The sequence below is a fragment of the Methanobacterium sp. CWC-01 genome (assembly GCF_030323845.1).
In the GTDB taxonomy this organism is placed as follows: Archaea; Methanobacteriota; Methanobacteria; order Methanobacteriales; family Methanobacteriaceae; genus Methanobacterium; species Methanobacterium aridiramus.
The window spans coordinates 1,287,226-1,303,655 of sequence record NZ_CP040735.1 but is presented as its reverse complement, the minus strand read 5'-3'; the positions used below and the strand labels follow the sequence as shown (position 1 = coordinate 1,303,655).

The 16,430-nt window shown below is 42.7% G+C and carries 19 protein-coding genes and 1 tRNA gene; 14 read left to right on the top strand and 6 right to left on the bottom strand.

The features are described 5' to 3' along the window. Nucleotide 1: 1 nt before the first annotated feature. The 12 genes from FGU46_RS07050 to FGU46_RS06995 all read left to right on the top strand — a co-directional run bounded on the left by FGU46_RS07050 (nucleotide 2) and on the right by FGU46_RS06995 (nucleotide 10,323). A complete protein-coding gene (locus FGU46_RS07050) occupies nucleotides 2-853 on the top strand; it encodes a citryl-CoA lyase (RefSeq protein ID WP_286473272.1) in 852 nt (283 codons plus the stop codon). A gap of 113 nt (nucleotides 854-966) precedes the next feature. After that, nucleotides 967-1,281 carry an ATP synthase archaeal subunit H gene (ahaH, locus tag FGU46_RS07045; protein WP_286473271.1) on the top strand — a complete coding sequence of 105 codons (315 nt, stop codon included), beginning with the start codon at nucleotides 967-969 and terminating at the stop codon, nucleotides 1,279-1,281. 9 nt (nucleotides 1,282-1,290) lie between these two features. After that, nucleotides 1,291-3,279 carry a V-type ATP synthase subunit I gene (locus tag FGU46_RS07040; protein ID WP_286473269.1) on the top strand — a complete coding sequence of 663 codons (1,989 nt, stop codon included), beginning with the start codon at nucleotides 1,291-1,293 and terminating at the stop codon, nucleotides 3,277-3,279. Nucleotide 3,280: 1 nt separating this feature from the next. Next, nucleotides 3,281-3,760: a V-type ATP synthase subunit K gene (locus tag FGU46_RS07035; protein WP_286473265.1), complete on the top strand. Its 480-nt coding sequence runs from the start codon at nucleotides 3,281-3,283 to the stop codon at nucleotides 3,758-3,760. A gap of 5 nt (nucleotides 3,761-3,765) precedes the next feature. Beyond that, entirely contained in the window at nucleotides 3,766-4,389 is a 624-nt protein-coding gene (locus FGU46_RS07030) for a V-type proton ATPase subunit E (protein WP_286478331.1), read from the top strand. Nucleotides 4,390-4,407: 18 nt separating this feature from the next. Beyond that, nucleotides 4,408-5,565 carry a V-type ATP synthase subunit C gene (locus FGU46_RS07025; RefSeq protein ID WP_286473264.1) on the top strand — a complete coding sequence of 386 codons (1,158 nt, stop codon included), beginning with the start codon at nucleotides 4,408-4,410 and terminating at the stop codon, nucleotides 5,563-5,565. Beyond that, nucleotides 5,562-5,879 (top strand): V-type ATP synthase subunit F, encoded by a 318-nt coding sequence (locus tag FGU46_RS07020; protein ID WP_286473263.1) that lies wholly within the window; start codon nucleotides 5,562-5,564, stop codon nucleotides 5,877-5,879. Before FGU46_RS07025 ends, FGU46_RS07020 begins: the two co-directional genes overlap by 4 nt. Continuing rightward, complete coding sequence (locus tag FGU46_RS07015) at nucleotides 5,876-7,630, top strand: ATP synthase subunit A (RefSeq protein ID WP_286473257.1); 1,755 nt, start codon at nucleotides 5,876-5,878, stop codon at nucleotides 7,628-7,630. Before FGU46_RS07020 ends, FGU46_RS07015 begins: the two co-directional genes overlap by 4 nt. 2 nt (nucleotides 7,631-7,632) lie before the next feature. After that, complete coding sequence (locus tag FGU46_RS07010) at nucleotides 7,633-9,024, top strand: ATP synthase subunit B (protein WP_286478321.1); 1,392 nt, start codon at nucleotides 7,633-7,635, stop codon at nucleotides 9,022-9,024. Between the two features lie 26 nt (nucleotides 9,025-9,050). Beyond that, nucleotides 9,051-9,707, top strand: a complete 657-nt coding sequence (locus tag FGU46_RS07005) for a V-type ATP synthase subunit D (protein ID WP_286473252.1) — start codon at nucleotides 9,051-9,053, stop codon at nucleotides 9,705-9,707. Continuing rightward, nucleotides 9,700-10,095 (top strand): DUF22 domain-containing protein, encoded by a 396-nt coding sequence (locus FGU46_RS07000; RefSeq protein WP_286473246.1) that lies wholly within the window; start codon nucleotides 9,700-9,702, stop codon nucleotides 10,093-10,095. The genes FGU46_RS07005 and FGU46_RS07000 overlap by 8 nt, the downstream gene beginning before the upstream one ends. A 63-nt stretch (nucleotides 10,096-10,158) precedes the next feature. Then, a complete protein-coding gene (locus FGU46_RS06995; protein ID WP_286473242.1) occupies nucleotides 10,159-10,323 on the top strand; it encodes a hypothetical protein in 165 nt (54 codons plus the stop codon). A 281-nt stretch (nucleotides 10,324-10,604) separates the two neighbouring features. Here the strand turns inward: FGU46_RS06995 and FGU46_RS06990 are convergent, their stop codons facing one another. Then, nucleotides 10,605-11,018 (bottom strand): hypothetical protein, encoded by a 414-nt coding sequence (locus tag FGU46_RS06990; RefSeq protein ID WP_286473239.1) that lies wholly within the window; start codon nucleotides 11,016-11,018, stop codon nucleotides 10,605-10,607. A 63-nt stretch (nucleotides 11,019-11,081) separates the two neighbouring features. Continuing rightward, nucleotides 11,082-11,417, bottom strand: coding sequence for a hypothetical protein (locus FGU46_RS06985; protein ID WP_286473234.1), 336 nt, complete (start codon nucleotides 11,415-11,417; stop codon nucleotides 11,082-11,084). Nucleotides 11,418-11,482: 65 nt separating this feature from the next. Here FGU46_RS06985 and FGU46_RS06980 point away from each other — a divergent pair, with 65 nt between their 5' ends. Beyond that, complete coding sequence (locus FGU46_RS06980; protein WP_286473232.1) at nucleotides 11,483-11,893, top strand: DUF61 family protein; 411 nt, start codon at nucleotides 11,483-11,485, stop codon at nucleotides 11,891-11,893. Between the two features lie 60 nt (nucleotides 11,894-11,953). On the opposite strand, the gene FGU46_RS06975 is transcribed toward FGU46_RS06980, so the two are convergent. From FGU46_RS06975 to FGU46_RS06960, 4 genes are all read right to left on the bottom strand, one after another. Continuing rightward, nucleotides 11,954-13,069, bottom strand: a complete 1,116-nt coding sequence (locus tag FGU46_RS06975) for an ATP-grasp domain-containing protein (RefSeq protein WP_286473231.1) — start codon at nucleotides 13,067-13,069, stop codon at nucleotides 11,954-11,956. A 20-nt stretch (nucleotides 13,070-13,089) separates the two neighbouring features. Further along, nucleotides 13,090-13,161: transfer RNA gene (locus FGU46_RS06970), tRNA-Gln, on the bottom strand. A 78-nt stretch (nucleotides 13,162-13,239) separates the two neighbouring features. Further along, nucleotides 13,240-13,905 carry a CRISPR-associated protein Cas4 gene (locus FGU46_RS06965; RefSeq protein ID WP_286473227.1) on the bottom strand — a complete coding sequence of 222 codons (666 nt, stop codon included), beginning with the start codon at nucleotides 13,903-13,905 and terminating at the stop codon, nucleotides 13,240-13,242. Between the two features lie 134 nt (nucleotides 13,906-14,039). Further along, nucleotides 14,040-14,594: a hypothetical protein gene (locus tag FGU46_RS06960; RefSeq protein WP_286473222.1), complete on the bottom strand. Its 555-nt coding sequence runs from the start codon at nucleotides 14,592-14,594 to the stop codon at nucleotides 14,040-14,042. Between the two features lie 775 nt (nucleotides 14,595-15,369). Here FGU46_RS06960 and cofH point away from each other — a divergent pair. Continuing rightward, nucleotides 15,370-16,416, top strand: coding sequence for a 5-amino-6-(D-ribitylamino)uracil--L-tyrosine 4-hydroxyphenyl transferase CofH (gene cofH / locus FGU46_RS06955; RefSeq protein ID WP_286473221.1), 1,047 nt, complete (start codon nucleotides 15,370-15,372; stop codon nucleotides 16,414-16,416). Nucleotides 16,417-16,430 lie beyond the last annotated feature (14 nt).

The following is a 16,430-nucleotide window of genomic DNA, read 5'->3' as shown; positions in this document are numbered from 1 at the left end:
AATGGCAATTGGAAGAGAAACTGTGGAAAATCTTATTAAAATCTCAAAACCAAAATGGAGAACCTCCATTTCTCAGGTGGCACCCAATCGAATTACAACCAGAGGATATCCCCAGGAAGACCTCATTGAAAACATATCCTTCGCAGAAATGGTTTACCTCCTTTTAAAGGGAGAAATTCCCTCAAAAAGTCAGTCCAAAATGTTACAATCCGTTCTAGTTTCCTTCTGTGACCACGGAGTAACCCCTCCCAGCACCCAGATGGCCAGAATAATGGCTTCTACCGGATCTTCCATGAACTCCTGCGTAGCAGGGGGGCTGTTATCCTTTGGCAAACACCATGCCGGAGCTCTGGAACTTTCTATGAAAGTTTTACAGGATGCCTTGAAGCATGTGGAAATAGAAAGAATTGATTCGGAAAGTGTCGACTTGGTACAAACCGCGGCCCAGATGGTAGTGGATCGCTACCGGAGTAAGGGTGAGAAAATTCCCGGATTTGGCCACAGATTCCATCAAGAAGACCCCAGGCCGCCGAAACTAATCGATATGGCCATTAAATACGATTGTTTTGGAATTCACACCGAACTAGCCCTAAATATTCAAGAAATACTCTTCAAAACCAAAGGCGTCCGTATGAATATTGATGGAGCCAATGCCGGAATACTTTCAGATTTAGGTTTTGAATGGGAATTGGGAACTGGTATCTTCATGATTGGGAGACTTCCAGCACTGGTTGCTCATGTAAATGAAGAGAAGGTTAGGGAAACTCCTTTCAGAAAGCTTTTTGAGATTGAAGAGATTTATTACGATGGTCCAGATATCAAAAAGTTAGACGAATTTTTTAACATTGATTAAAAGTTTTTTTTGTGCCTAAAATTTCGCTCTTTTCCCCTGAAAATTAAATAGTAAATCATAAATATAACTCAAAATAGAATTCCGTTTATCATAGTCATATTAGGGTGATTTAAATGACAACAATATCTGAAGCTATCACTACCATTAAAAAGGCCGAAAATGACGCCGATAGACTCATAGAAGACGCAAAAGCTAAATCTTCTGAGATTATCAAAGAATCCAAATCAAAAACTTACGATACCATTGAAACGGCCAAAGAACAGGCAAATAGTGAAGCAGAAAAAATATTATTTGAAGCCGAAACCAACGCCAAAAAAGAAGCTTATCATATAAACCATGAAACTGGTGAAAAAGTAGAGCAAACTAAAAATAAAGCTACCGGTATGGTTGAAGAAGCTGCAGAGGTCATTGTAAAAAGCATATTATAAGTGAGTACCATGTTCAAGCCGGCAAGGATGAAAAAGCTCAAGATAATCACCTTAGACAAGTACGCTGATTCTGCAGTGAGTTCACTTCACGAAGCGGGCTTAGTCCAAATCGAGGATATATCTGAGCGAATACAACAAGACGCAGAATGGAGACAAATTCTCAAACCTTCGGGTACATCTCCTTTTACCGGGAAAATTTCTTCTCTTTTGATGAAGACCACCGGGACCTTGGATTTTTTAAAATCTATGGAGAAAAAGGAGAAAGGGATTCTACCCATGGTTAAAGGTTTTATAAGCCCTCCTCCCATTGAAAAAGTAGATATTGAAGAGTTGGAGGTTCAAGATCTTATAGAAGATGCTGATAAAACATTGGCCGAGGTTGCTTCCAAAACCAAGCCCCTCGAAGAAAAGTTAAACCAACTTGATAATAGAAAATCTGAACTGGAGAATGCTCTTAAAGTCTCCCAAAACCTTTTAAATTTTGATGTGGATCTCTCTTTTTTGGAAGGATCTGATTATGTCTCTTATTTTGCCGGAAAAATATCTTCTGAATCCTTTGATACTTTTAAAGGAACTTTAAAGAATTTGCCTGAGGAAATGGTGATTTTTGACCATGAAAGCGATTTGAAAAACTTTAAGGTACTGGTCATTGTTACCCTAAAAAAACATGGCGACGAAGTTTTAAGTCAGCTGCGTAAGCTGGAGTTTGAAAGATTCGAGATTTCGGGCTTATCCGGTACCCCCAGTGATATTATACAGAAATCAGAAAATGAGATAGTAACTATTACCCAAAACAAGGAATCGGTTTTGAACGATCTATCTGAAATAGCTGATAAATGGATTACCAAACTTCAAGGTCTCAAAGAACAGTTAGAGATACAAAAACAGCGCAGCGAGATTTTCTCATCATTCGGTGAAACCAAAAATACTTTGATGTTCGAAGGTTGGGTAACTGAGAAAAAATTGAATGTTGCTCTGGAAACCATTGAGACCTCAACTGAAGGTCATTCCATTGTTGATGTTTCAGATCCGGATGTTGAAACTGATAAAATTCCAATTCATCTGGATAACCCACGATTTGCCAAACCGTATGAAATGTTTGTACACATGTATTCTCCCCCGGATTATAGGGAGATTGATCCCACCATCCTTATGGCCATTGTATTCCCATTTTTCTTTGGTTTCTGTCTTACAGAAGCTGGTTACGGGATAATTGATGCCCTGGTTGGTTTCATCATATTTAGGGGCCTGGGAAGAAACAGTAAAACTTGGGCCAATCTTGGATTGATAATGATTGCCTGTGGAGTGTGGGCCATTATTCTGGGAGCAGCTACCAACAGTTTCATTGGAGACTTCGTACCTCGATTTATATGGGGAGATCCCAGTGCCGCAATTCCTACCACAATCCCCTCTATTAACTCCTTCGTGTTCCCCCAAAACATTTTGATACTGGCACTCCTGGTTGGTGTCATTCACATCAACATGGGATTAGTCATAGGTGCCTACAACAACATAGTTAGGGGAGATTTGAGAGAAGCTTTAGGAGCCCAGATACCATGGTTTGTCCTGGAAGCAGGAGTAATATTGTTATTGGTAGGCGGAATTTATATTGGAGGCCCAGTCATTGCTGCCAGTCTGATAATGCTCCTTTACTTCAACGGATTGTTTGGATTAATGGACGTTTCCGGTTTCCTGGGTACTCTTTTATCCTACGCCAGGCTTCTGGCACTGTGTCTTTCCACTGGAGGGATTGCCACCACAGTTAACATCCTAACAGGAATCGTTGCAGACATGATCCCCTTCATTGGAATTATTATTGCACCCCTAATATTCATTGGGGGACAAATCGCAAATTTAGCATTCCAAAGTCTGGGTGCTTTTATCAATTCATTGCGTTTGCATTACGTTGAGTTTTTCGCTCAATTTTACATAGGAGGAAGCCAAAAATTCAGGGATTTCCGCACTAAAAGAAAGTATACTGATATAGGAGGTAAATAAAATGGTAGAAATAGCTTTAGGAACAGCATTAGCAGCAATCGGTGCCGGATTAGCCGTCGGTTTCGCTGGATTAGGTTCAGGATTAGGACAAGGAATAGCAGCAGCAGGAAGTGTGGGTGCTGTGGCAGAAGACGAGGAAATGTTCGCCAGAGGTATCATTTTCACTGCTTTGCCCGAAACTCAGGCTATCTACGGTTTTTTGATCGCTATACTGCTCATGGTTTTCACAATTATGTCTGGACAAGACTTGCCTACAACCTCAGGTCTGGTAGCAATAGGTGCTGGAGCAGCAATAGGATTCGCTGGTCTTGGTTCTGGTATGGGCCAAGGTATCACTGCATCCTCATCAGTAGGAGCTGTTGTTGAAAACGAAGACATGTTTGCCAGAGGTATCATCTTCACCGCCTTGCCTGAAACTCAGGCTATCTACGGGTTCCTGATTGCAATACTCCTGATGGTATTTGGTGGACTTCTGGGATGATCGAGATGAGTTCCGGGAAAGAGAAGATAGTCTCAAGTATAATGTCCGATGCTCAGATTAAAGCAGAGGCCATATTAGCTAAAGCAGAAAAGGAAAAAGAATCCATTCTCTCTGAAGGTGAAGTCCAAGCAGTAGTTGAGAAAGAAAGAATCTTAGAAACCGCAGAAAAACAGGCTAAAATGAGATATCAACAGATCATCTCAGAAGCTAAGATGAATTCCCGTAGAATGGAACTTGAGGCTAGAGAAGAAATGATAGAAGAAGCCTTCAACAAAGCCGAAGAAAAGCTTACAGAAATTGCTTCTTCAGACGCCGCTGAATACAAAACATCTCTCCAAAAAATGATTACCGAAGCAGGTGTTGAAATTGGAGGAGGAGATCTTGTTGTACTCGTTAAAGAAAGCGATGTAACTAAGGTAAAGGATTCTTTACCATCTATTGAAAAAGAGATCACCGATAAAATCAACACCCCCACTAAACTGGAGATGGGAGAAAACATCCCCACTATTGGTGGGACTGTTCTAAAAACGAAAAATGGCGAAATAGAGGTTAATAACACCATCGAAGCAAGGATGCAACGCTTTAAAAAGTCACTGCGATCCGAAGTTGCAGGAATATTGTTCCAATAGAAATAGAGGAGATTTCACATGGTAGAAGATATAACTTCTTTAATAAATGGATTGGGATTTCCATCAGTGGAAGCTTTTCTAGCCCTTCTAGTTATTGTGTTGGCAATATTCGGGGCAATAGTATACATATCAACCATCAAACCAGTGCTTAGCATGTTCCCCTATACCTATCCCAACGCAAGGGTTAGGGCCAGAATGGGAAGGATCTTCAACGAAAAACAGTTTTCTGAAATCATAGAATCAGGAAACATCGAAGAAGTTAAAAATTATCTCAGGGGATACCCAGATTACGCCAAATACATCGATCAGTACCCTCTTGAAAAGGCTCTGGATACTCTTTTAGCTGAAAACTATGATTTAGTAGCAAGGATTACTCCTGAAAACAGTAGAGACGCGTTCAAGTTTTTACTGAAAAAATGGGACATCCGGAACATAAAAAGCATAGTAATCGCCAAAGCAGTGGGATTAAACGCTGACGACACACTTGATCTTATTGTTCCCTATGGAGATCTAACCGATAAACTTGACGCCCTAATAGAGGCCGATAACATCACAGAAGTATTAGGTGCCCTGGAAGGAACTGAATACGCACCTATACTGGAGGATGCTATTCCCATCTACCAGGAAACCGGGATGCTGTTACCATTAGAAGCCTCTTTGGATAAATATCTCCTGGAGAACCTTCTAAGGACGGTTGCCACACCAGAAGATGATAACACTTCTTATCTAAAAAATTACGTAGGGGACATGGTGGACAGCACCAACCTGAAAATCATCTTAAGGGCCAAGGTTGATGGATTGAAGTTTGAGGATATAGAACCCTACATGATCAGTGATGGTTACCAGATTCGGGAATGGAAGCTGAAGGATCTTCTGGAAACAGAAGATGTGGCTGGAGTGGTTAGTGGTCTGGAAGGAAGCGACTACGCAGCTATACTATCAGGAGCTATGGCTGATTACAACGAAACTGGTTCCATATCCGCCTTTGAAACCGCCCTGGATAACCATGTGAACGATACTGCAAAAAAAATATCCCTGAAAAACCAGTTCGGAATTGGCCCCATGATCGGTTTTCTAAGTAGAAAAGAAATGGAAATAAAAAACCTGAAGATCATCGCTCGTGGAAAAAGGGAAGAAGGATATTCTCCTGCTCAGATTAAGGAGATGTTAATATGAAATCAGCAATAGCAGTGATGGCTGATCCGGACACAGTTACCGGTTTCATGCTGGGAGGAATTAAAGACGGATTTCCTGTAAGTAACATGGAAGAAGCAGGAAAAAAGCTGGAAGAACTTCGAAAAGAATATTCCATTATAATAACCACCGAAAAAATTGGAGACCATTACAGAGCTACGATAGATAAGATGAGCAGTGAAGGTGCACTGCCCATGATAATTGAAATACCAGATAAAACCGGCTCGATAGATAGGGAATCTGATCCTATCCGGGAGCTTATTAAACGAGTAATTGGGGTTGAGATGGTAGAATGACTGCCGAAGGAAAGATAATTAAGATAGCGGGTCCTGTAATTACCGCTGATGGTATGAGAGGGACTCAGATGTACGAGATGGTTAAGGTTGGTGAAGACAAGCTCATCGGTGAGATAATCGAACTTGAAGGCGACACCGCCACCATCCAGGTTTACGAAGAAACAGCCGGAATGAAGCCCGGAGAAATAGTAGAACCTACGGGAGGGCCCCTATCAGTTGAACTGGGACCCGGAATCATTGGTTCCATTTTTGACGGTATCCAGAGACCACTGGAAACCATCAAGATCAAAACTGGGGACTACATTGAAAGGGGAGTGGACGTTCCATCCATACCAAAGGACAAAAAATGGTCCTTCAAACCCTTAGCCACAGCTGGTGCCGAAGTTAAAGGGGGAGACATAATCGGGGAAGTGCAGGAAACTTCTGCGGTGACCCAGAAGATAATGATCCCACCGAACGTATCCGGTACCCTGAAGAGCATAGTATCAGAAGGGGACTACATTGTAGAGGAGGATATCGCTGAAGTTGAAACCGACAAAGGGCCTGTTAAAGTACAGATGATGCAAAAATGGCCAGTGCGTACGGGTAGGCCTTACAAAGACAAGTTAGACCCAGACATACCCTTAGTAACCGGTCAAAGAGCCCAGGACACTTTCTTCCCCGTGGCTAAAGGTGGAACCGCAGCTATACCCGGTCCATTCGGATCCGGTAAAACTGTAACCCAGCAACAGTTGGCTAAATGGGCCGACGCTGATATCATCGTTTATGTGGGTTGCGGTGAAAGAGGTAACGAAATGACCGAGGTTCTGAAAGAATTCCCAGAACTTGAGGACCCGAAAACTGGTAAACCACTGATGGACCGAACCGTGCTGATTGCTAACACTTCTAACATGCCTGTGGCAGCCAGGGAAGCCTGTGTATACACGGGTATAACCATTGCCGAATATTTCCGTGATATGGGATACGATGTGGCCTTAATGGCAGACTCCACATCCCGATGGGCCGAGGCCATGAGGGAGATCTCGGGAAGGTTGGAAGAAATGCCTGGTGAAGAGGGGTACCCTGCCTATCTAGCTTCACGTCTGGCCCAGTTCTATGAACGAGCTGGCCGAGTTACAACCGTGGGTACCGAAGATAAAACTGCTTCTGTTAGTGTAGTGGGAGCTGTATCACCACCTGGTGGAGACTTATCCGAACCAGTAACTCAGAACACCCTGCGTATCTGTAAGGTTTTCTGGGCACTGGACGCATCTCTGGCAGATAAAAGACACTTCCCATCCATAGACTGGTTGCAGAGTTATTCACTTTACGTGGACAGTGTAGAAGGATGGTGGGACGCTTCAGTTGGTGCCGACTGGAGGAAAACCAGGGATGAGGCCATGATTCTTCTGCAGAAAGAATCTGAACTTCAGGAGATCGTGCAACTGGTAGGACCAGACGCACTTCCTGACAGAGAAAGGATCACCCTGGAAACTACCCGAATGATACGGGAGGACTTCCTGCAACAGAACGCCTACCACGAAGTAGACACCTACTGTTCTTCATCAAAACAGTACCAGATGCTTAAGACCATTATAATGTTCCAGGAACATGCCACCGCAGCTCTGGAAAGAGGAGCAGCATCTGCTGATCTTACAGCCTTATCCGTTAAGGAAGATATCGGAAGGATGAAGTTTATCCCTGAAGCTGAATTTGACGAAAAAGTGAAAGAAATCCAGGATAAAATAGTTAAACAGACGAGTGAGGTATGAAGATGAACGCCAATATCAAAACCAGGGAATACACAACTGTTTCCGAAGTGGCTGGCCCCCTTATGATTGTGGAAGGTGTGGAAGGCGTTGCCTACAATGAAATAGTGGATATTGAAACGCCCAATGGTGAAATGAGAAGGGGACAAGTCCTGGAGGTAAAAGGCGATATAGCTGTGGTACAGGTCTTCGAAGGAACCAGAGATCTGAACACTTCCACCACCAAGGTCCGATTCACCGGAGAAACCGCTCATATCGGAGTGTCACTGGACATGCTGGGACGTGTCTTCAACGGTACCGGCAAACCCATCGACGGTGGTCCTGAAATCATACCAGAAAAGGAACTGGACATCAACGGAAGTCCCATGAATCCTTCTGCCAGAGAATTCCCAGCAGAGTTCATCCAAACGGGTATATCAACCATCGACGGGATGAACACCCTGGTAAGAGGACAGAAGCTACCTATCTTCTCCGGATCCGGTTTACCGCACAACGATCTGGCGGCCCAAATCGCCAGACAGGCCAAAGTACTGGCCGAAGAATCCGAGTTTTCAGTTATATTCGCGGCCATGGGTATTACCCACGAAGAAGCAAACTACTTCATGCGGGACTTCGAGCGAACTGGTGCCCTGGAAAGAGTTACCGTGTTCATGAACCTGGCCGACGACCCGGCCATTGAACGAATCATCACCCCCCGTATGGCCTTAACCACTGCTGAATACTTCGCCTTTGAGCATAACATGCACGTACTGGTTATCCTTACCGACATGACCAACTACGCCGAAGCACTGCGGGAGATATCAGCAGCTCGGGATGAAGTGCCTGGAAGAAGGGGATACCCTGGTTACATGTATACTGACCTTTCTAGTATCTACGAAAGGGCTGGCCGTATCGTGGGTAAGGAAGGTTCCATCACCCAGATGCCAATTCTGGTTATGCCCCAGGATGACATTACTCACCCCATTCCCGACCTTACCGGTTACATTACCGAGGGACAAATCGTGCTTTCCAGAGATTTACACCGTAAAGGGATTTATCCACCAGTAGATGTGTTACCATCACTTTCCAGACTGATGAGTGGTGGAATTGGTGAAGGACAAACCAGAGAAGACCATAGCGGTGTCTCAGACCAGTTATACTCTGCATATGCCGAAGGACGTGACTTGAGAGATCTGATGGCTGTGGTGGGTGAAGAAGCCCTGACCGAGCGTGACCGGAAATTCCTGTCCTTTGCAGATGATTTTGAAGGTAAATTCATCACCCAGAGCAAGGATGAAGACCGTTCTATCCAGGAAACCCTGGATCTTGGTTGGGAGTTAATGAGTCTGCTGCCCATTGCCGAACTCAAACGGGTACGTGCAGAACACATTCCCAAATACCACCCTGACCAGAAATAACCCAATTCACCTTATAGAGGGATAAAATGGCACAAGAAATGATAGAAGGCGTCAATCCCACACGGATGGAGCTTCTAAAATTAAAACAGCGAGAAAAACTTGCAGTGAAGGGATACAGTCTCCTCAAGGAAAAAAGGAATGCCCTTATTATGGAGTTTTTCAACATCCTCGAGAGAGTGAAAGGATCCCGAGAAAATGTGGCTGAGAAATTGCAGGAAGCCTATCAGGATCTTACCGCTGCCCAGATCATAATGGGCGATTTAGCTGTTAAAAAGGCTGCCATGTCCGTCACTGAGTCTGTGGATGTGGATATTGACTCTAGAAGTGTGATGGGAGTTGTGGTGCCACTGATCGAATCAGAAACTGCACAGCGTACCATTGTGGAACGTGGCTATGGATTTATGGACACATCGGTGAAATTGGATGAAGCTGCTAAGAAGTTCGAAGAATCCATCCAGCTCATAATTGAACTGGGAGAGATCGAAAAAACCATCATGCTCCTGGCAGGGGAAATAGAGTCAACTAAAAGAAGGGTAAATGCCCTGGAGCATATTATTATTCCCCGACTGGAAAACACGGTCAAATACATTGAGATGCGCCTGGAAGAGATGGAAAGGGAGAACTTTGTACGGCTTAAAATGATCAAAAAAACCATGGAAGAAACGGAGGTAGCCAATGGTTAGAATAATAACTCGTCTGGATCAGGTTAAAAGGGATTTGCATGATCACGAGAAACCACCTATTGATTTCCAGATCGGCACCATATCCGGGAAAGTTCGTGCCATTATTGCCGATGAAGACCGGGAATTCAAGGCCGGTCAGATAAAGGCAGTTAAGATCAAGAAGATATCCATCAATGCCAAGCACATATCTTTTATCAGCGCCTACGCAGCCAATAAATACGGGCACACTATGGCAGTTGGAGAAGAAACCTACCTACCCATATCAATGGACCGATCTGCAGATCACGCTCAGTTCGCTGCAGCACTCGATTGTAAAATTGAAAAGAATGATCTATTGGGCCTTTTAATACTCCTTCCCGTTGAATTAACTAGCCGATGGAAGGAATAAATTATCGCCCAATATTTTTGTTTTTAATAGATGTCTAATCTTCATTTTTTGTGGTGAAGTAAATTGAACCTAGATTTTTTATGGAATTTCGATTGGGAAGAAATTAAAAAAGATCCGGACAAGATGGCCAAGGTCTTCATGTTAATTTCAGGAGCCATGATTCTGAGCACAATTTTAATCGTGATCGGAACCATAATATTCATTTTGAGTGTGTTAGGACTGTTGTAATTCCTGTTGTAATTGGGGTACAGAGGAATCCATTGCCCTAATAGATTCTGAATAAAAACGAGGATAAAAATAAATGTATAATATGTATCTATGTAATTCTTTACTCAGCAGGGTTTCGGTTTAAAATCTGCATCAGCAAACTCACTATAATAAAACCGCCAATAATAACACCAAAAATATACCAGGAATAGTCCATTGTTATACTCATCTTCACACCTCTCTCCTATAGCAATAATGAACTCTCATTATAGAAAAGCTTTTTCAATTTGTTTTCTTGTCATTCAAAGACCCATCTTGTCTATTACAAAGTCTTGTAGTGGCTTTTTAGCATCGTTCATTTCATTCAACAGTTGCTCAGCCATGGTCCGTACCTTATAGTAGGGCTCTAAAACTTCTTTCTTTTCATTTTCCAATTTCTTCAAGACCATAACACGAGACTCTTTTTTCTTACCAAAACGTTTCTTGGGAATAACATCTTGGTTCTGATTGAATACTTGATTCTGTTCCCTCTTTCGCTTTAAATAAACCGCTTCTATATAGCGGATGTCTCTTTTTAATTCGAGATGCAGATTTTTTAGTTCTTCTTCCCTTTCTTCAAGTTCATCCAAAATTGTACGAGACTCGGCCATGGTTTTGGGCTCTACATCCAGGTCCGCCAATTCCATTATGCGTTTATAATAATCGTTAGCTTCCATCTAAATCATCTCTGCAATTGCATCCGCTCTTGCTCACTTAATAAGATAATATAAAAGAGCCAATCAAGTTTTCAGATCTATTGTTACCTTCAGCATGTTATCTTTTAATTCACAGACCGTGCTCAGATCATCGTTGTTCCTTTCAATTTCCTTCAGACGGAATAAAACGTTGGTAAGGGAAATGGTATTAAATATTCCAGTCTTATTATCGGGTTTAGAAGATATGAGTAGTAGGATAAAACGATTATCTTCCACCATAACGTTGTAGTTGATGGCGTTGATGTAGATAGCATCAGAAAGCCTTAAAAGTAGCTTGATATGTTTGATCGGAAGTCCGCTGTTAGAAATAATCTTTTTTATCTTGTCGTTTTCACGGCACTGTTCAATGTCAATGTCCATTTAACCACCAGGCTTACCACTGTACTAGAAGATATTATAGTTTACTATTTTAAATAATTGGTTGTATGAGACAGGACCCGAATCGGTCGGATCGACTGTTAAAAAAACAGATCCTGAGTCTTAACCGACATATTCCCCGGCAGAGAAAAACCTTATCTGAGCTTATAACTGAAGATAAACCCCATGTGATGGGTGTGGATGGCTCCCGTCATCGTTTTAAGAGGAATGAGCTGGAACTGGTTGTTTCCATGTTAAATGATTCTGAACAGGATATTCTGAAGTTACCCATCTACATCGAAATGGACACCATGGCTTCTGGGGCTCGTGTGGCCGGTAAACTGGAAACAAGGATATTCTGTAAGATTTTGAAAAGGAAAGAATGTCAAAGGGATGAAATTTTTATTTACCGACCAGAGATGAAGCTGATACGCCAAAAATTGCCTACAGTAACCCAGTACATGTTCCTGGTTAGGTAAGATTTATCATTCCTTACAAGATGTTTTTTGAGGTTCTACCAAGAACCTAACTTTAAGGACCTACTTTAAGGGGAGTAAATTTTCATAGACTTTATCCACCCTTAACCGGGCCTTATACAAAGCATTTTCCATCATATTATCACTGCTAAGGACGGTGGCCACGGGTTCCCCGACTTCGATTATTACCCCCTCCAGGGGGAGGTCGTGGATGCCCCTGAAATCCATATTACCAGCTATGGACTTTTTCTGAGCATGGACGATCATTTTAACAGCAAATTTTTCAGGTAAGGGAATGGGCACCATATTTCCATGACAGGCCTCCATATGGGCCTCGGCCATGTTAATCCCCAAAGATTTTTCCACACACTCGAAGGTACCCTGAATTCGGGGATTTACCTCCAGTACATAAACTTCCCCATCATTGATTATGAAATCCACACCATTAGATCCCACCAGATCCAGATGGGCGATCACCATCTCTGCCAATTGCACGATGTCAGCCGTTCCACAGTAGGGGGTGATGTTACCCGCGTATCCAAATGGCTCTTTTTGGCCTAGTTTAACATCACCCACAATTTGGCTGCTGGTAATAAGGGTCCTGACCTCTTTTCCAGTGCTGAGAACCGATGCACTGATGTTCTCACCGAGTAGGTGCTCCTGCAGTAGCCAGTCCTCAGGCCAGTTTTCAGGATCATCCCATTTCCTTACCCCATATCCCCCTGCACCATCTTTAGGTTTGATGATGAATTCTTTATCCGGGTACTGTCGTGTGATCTCCCTAGCTTCCTCAAGGCTTTCAGGCATATAAGTTAATGGCATCCGGAAGTCATCCCTTAAAGCCCGGTACAGATGGGCCTTATCAACTCCGGGAGAACGATTTCCACATACCTTACTGGCAGGGAAATCTGAGGGTGATGAACCAGAAAGGCAGATCACCCAGTCCACCTCGTCTATCATGGAGAGGGCTTCATTTTTTAAATCAAAAGGGTTAAAATCTTCTTGGAAGTGACCACACGATACTCCTGCCCTTTGTTCCAGTATAGGGAGTGAAAGATCCGTACAGTTTTCCAGATCTGTGACTCCAAAGTAATCTGCAGAATAAACCTTATATCCTAGTTTCTTAAGGGAACAGGCCACAGCCCGGGTGTTGACACCTGCCAATAATATGGTTTCCATGTAATCCCCTTTAAAAGAAATAGTCCCGAGCGGAGTCGAACCGCCGTCGCCGGGTCCAAAGCCCAGCAGGATTACCACTACCCCACGGGACTAATTTGTAAAAAAGGCTGTGGTAATACAGCACTCCCCTTTTAGTTGAACGTCATATTTAAAGGTATCGGAGCCTGCAGTTAGGGTTCAATCCGACGGTCGCATTTAGCGCTAAAACGGCAGCTACGACATTTATTTGGATTTTCAGTAGCTAAAAACTCTTCATTGAACAAGAGAGCCTGATGAACATGATGAACAATGCTTTTTATCCGGTTTTCAGCTTTTTCATCAAAGTAATGCTGCCAGAAAACATCCCCAGAAGTGCTCTGGCGTAGAGAAGCAATTATTCTGCGCCCATCACCATATTTGTCCTTAAAGGCGAGACAGTACCCAAAAACCTGATTTATTTGGGAGGAATAAGCAATTTTTCCCGGTTTATCATCGATAATTATGAACTCATCAGGAGTCATCCATATCTCATCAATAAGTCCTCGAATACCATGACGAGCCGATTCCACATATAACTCCCGGGAAAGTATTTCAACGGTTTTGGAAGTCTCCATCATTTCTTCCATGGTGGTGGGAACCGCATCCTTTTTAAACTCCTCTTCCAGCACGTGATGAACCTTGCTTCCCCTCTTCATAGCCATGGTGCGTGGGGCAGTGATTCCTTTAACATTCTCCAGGTAAATGCAGTACTCACAGTACCCCTGGGTGTTAAGCCAGCTTATGGGAAAGTTATTCTGACCATCAATAATCCGTACCTGTGCAATTTCCGGGTGGTAAGTTGGACGTGAATCTTTCATGGTTTAAACTCCCTATATTACCCCTGTTAAGTATATTAAGATATGAAATTATAAAGGTTGGGTGAGAGCAGCTGAAAAGTATTAAACAAAACTTAGTATGAAATTGAATGGGATAAATTAGTCACTTGAGTTCCTTATAGATCTTTTTCTTCTTTACTGGCTAATTTACTTCTTATAGCCGTCCAGAAGTCTCCCCTGTGCTTCGAAAGTTCTTCTTCAAGAAGTTCGGCTTTTTTCACATCTAACTGATGTTTTTTCTCCAGAGTCTGGTAGTTTTCTCTTTCAACTTTCAAATTCGTTTCCAGTTCCTGGTTATTAACACGAAGATTTTCCAATTCAGCAGTTAATCCACGGATTTGCTGGTTATTCTTCATATTTTTAGCCACTAACTCTTTGTAAGAACGGGATAATTCACTATGTTTCCATTCCAGTTCATCCAACTCCTTCTGATAGACACCAATATGACGCTGAAGCTCGTCTTGATCACCTACCAATTCTCCCTCATCATTAAACATACCATCTAGTTCATCCTGAAGGACCACAAAAACATCCAGACCGCATTCCAGTTGATCAGATATTTTTAGAGGGACCAAGTATTGGTTGTACTCGTATGTCTTCCTCTTACCACCCACGGTCTTTTTGGTCTTCTTCCGGTAACATTTGACCGTGGATTTGATTAACTTAACCATAAAACTTTCATCCCCCTGACCAACAAAATTCTATTGGTCCAAATATACTTTTATAGTTGGTGATAATCTAAGACGATACTTCTAAATTAATCCGTAAATACGTGATGTTTCACCCATAAAGGCCTAAAGTAGTTTTATAGGAGTTGGAATTAAATTACCAGAAATAACAACAAATATGGATATTACTAGAAATACTATGGAATGGGAAGGATTTGGAAAAATGTCCTGAATGTAAAATACTGAATAACGCATAGCCCTTAAGAGGGACTAGGAATACCAATAACAGCAAGAAAGTACTAGGTTCGTCATGTGCCTTCCTGTTCAACGGGAGTGATCCGCTGTACCCAATGTGGTTACACTATTCGAATACTGTGAGGATCGTGAGCTGCCACTGAAGATCAAAAAGATTGAGCTCTAGTAAATTTGATTCAACCACCGATAAGTTGTGCAGGTAATTATCATTCGCCACATCCCATATGAAGGCTTTTCCTACCCCTAAAATCGAAAGGTATTTATTATATAAAAAAGACCTATTAATTGCCTATTGGTTAATAGGTACCCAACTTCTGGGACTCCTGTCATAATTCCTCCCATCAATACATTATACTAATTTCTAATAAGAGGAAAAAGTCCCAGAAGTCCCCCCCCAATGCTACTCATTTTTCACAGATCAATTCTCTAGATCCCATAAAATTCAAATAATTTATCGGACCAAAATCTTAAAATACGGAACGTATAATATCCATGTGTCCCCCTTAAAGGGAGGTTTCATCACATGATATCCGATATTTATGATCGCTCCTTAGATGGAGACATAACCCGTGAAGACGCCTTAATGCTGGTTAAATACAACCCGTTTGAATTATTCGACACTGCTGACCAGCTTCGTCAAGAGATCGTGGGTGACCGGGTCACCTTCGTAGCCAATCGAAACATCGACATCACCGACCGCTGCATCATCGAATGCGGCTTCTGCTCATTCCGGAACCATATCGGGTACGAAATGACCACCGACGAAATATTAGATAGTATCAGGGAAGCCAAAGAGGTGGGAGCCACGGAAGTATGTTTATTTGGAGGCGTGCTTCCCCACATGACTGTTGAATATTATTTAGACCTTATTAAATCTATAAAATCAAATTATGACATTAAGATTCATGGACTATCACCGGTCGAAGTGTATCATGCAGCTAAATCGTCAGAGGTGAGTACTAAAGAGGCTTTGAGTGTCTTTAAGAAGGCCGGTTTAGATACCATGACTGGTGCAGCCGCAGAGATCCTGGTGGATTCGGTTAGGAAGCAGATCTGCCCTAATAAAGTATCCACTGCCCAGTGGGTGGAGATAATTACTGAAGCTCATCTTTTGGGGATCCCCACCACTTCCACTATAATGTACGGTACCGTGGAAACCTGGGAGGACCGGATCGAGCACTTGCTTATTTTGCGCGATATACAACGTCAGACAGGGGGATTTACAGAATTTGTGCCCTTAACCTTCCTCAATGAGAATAACCTTCTGGGTAATGCCTCTAAAGGGGCCAGTGGTATGGACGACCTGAAACTTCATGCCCTGGCCAGAATTGTCTTTGGTAGAGACCTACCCAATATCCAGGCTTCCTGGATAAAAATGGGGACAAAAATGGCACAAATAGTGCTTTGTTGTGGTGCTAATGACTTAGGGGGCACCATGATGGAGGATAAGATATCCGTAGCCGCCGGAGCAGCCCATGGTGAGTATTTATCCCGGGAAGAGATGGCCTTAATTATAAAAGAAATTGGAAGAGTGCCAGCCGAGAGGGATACTATTTACAAACTGATCTAGGGACATAATTATCA

What these genes read in the sequence shown, in the direction of transcription:
- cofH (WP_286473221.1), top strand. Translation starts at nt 15,370, where the DNA reads ATGATATCCGATATTTATGATCGCTCCTTAGATGGAGACATAACCCGT.
- FGU46_RS07025 (WP_286473264.1), top strand. Translation starts at nt 4,408, where the DNA reads ATGGTAGAAGATATAACTTCTTTAATAAATGGATTGGGATTTCCATCA.
- FGU46_RS07005 (WP_286473252.1), top strand. Translation starts at nt 9,051, where the DNA reads ATGGCACAAGAAATGATAGAAGGCGTCAATCCCACACGGATGGAGCTT.
- FGU46_RS06960 (WP_286473222.1), bottom strand. Translation starts at nt 14,594, where the DNA reads ATGGTTAAGTTAATCAAATCCACGGTCAAATGTTACCGGAAGAAGACC.
- FGU46_RS07035 (WP_286473265.1), top strand. Translation starts at nt 3,281, where the DNA reads ATGGTAGAAATAGCTTTAGGAACAGCATTAGCAGCAATCGGTGCCGGA.
- ahaH (WP_286473271.1), top strand. Translation starts at nt 967, where the DNA reads ATGACAACAATATCTGAAGCTATCACTACCATTAAAAAGGCCGAAAAT.
- FGU46_RS06975 (WP_286473231.1), bottom strand. Translation starts at nt 13,069, where the DNA reads ATGGAAACCATATTATTGGCAGGTGTCAACACCCGGGCTGTGGCCTGT.
- FGU46_RS07050 (WP_286473272.1), top strand. Translation starts at nt 2, where the DNA reads ATGGCAATTGGAAGAGAAACTGTGGAAAATCTTATTAAAATCTCAAAA.
- FGU46_RS07010 (WP_286478321.1), top strand. Translation starts at nt 7,633, where the DNA reads ATGAACGCCAATATCAAAACCAGGGAATACACAACTGTTTCCGAAGTG.
- FGU46_RS06965 (WP_286473227.1), bottom strand. Translation starts at nt 13,905, where the DNA reads ATGAAAGATTCACGTCCAACTTACCACCCGGAAATTGCACAGGTACGG.
- FGU46_RS06985 (WP_286473234.1), bottom strand. Translation starts at nt 11,417, where the DNA reads ATGGACATTGACATTGAACAGTGCCGTGAAAACGACAAGATAAAAAAG.
- FGU46_RS07020 (WP_286473263.1), top strand. Translation starts at nt 5,562, where the DNA reads ATGAAATCAGCAATAGCAGTGATGGCTGATCCGGACACAGTTACCGGT.
- FGU46_RS06980 (WP_286473232.1), top strand. Translation starts at nt 11,483, where the DNA reads ATGAGACAGGACCCGAATCGGTCGGATCGACTGTTAAAAAAACAGATC.
- FGU46_RS06990 (WP_286473239.1), bottom strand. Translation starts at nt 11,018, where the DNA reads ATGGAAGCTAACGATTATTATAAACGCATAATGGAATTGGCGGACCTG.
- FGU46_RS07030 (WP_286478331.1), top strand. Translation starts at nt 3,766, where the DNA reads ATGAGTTCCGGGAAAGAGAAGATAGTCTCAAGTATAATGTCCGATGCT.
- FGU46_RS07015 (WP_286473257.1), top strand. Translation starts at nt 5,876, where the DNA reads ATGACTGCCGAAGGAAAGATAATTAAGATAGCGGGTCCTGTAATTACC.
- FGU46_RS07040 (WP_286473269.1), top strand. Translation starts at nt 1,291, where the DNA reads ATGTTCAAGCCGGCAAGGATGAAAAAGCTCAAGATAATCACCTTAGAC.
- FGU46_RS07000 (WP_286473246.1), top strand. Translation starts at nt 9,700, where the DNA reads ATGGTTAGAATAATAACTCGTCTGGATCAGGTTAAAAGGGATTTGCAT.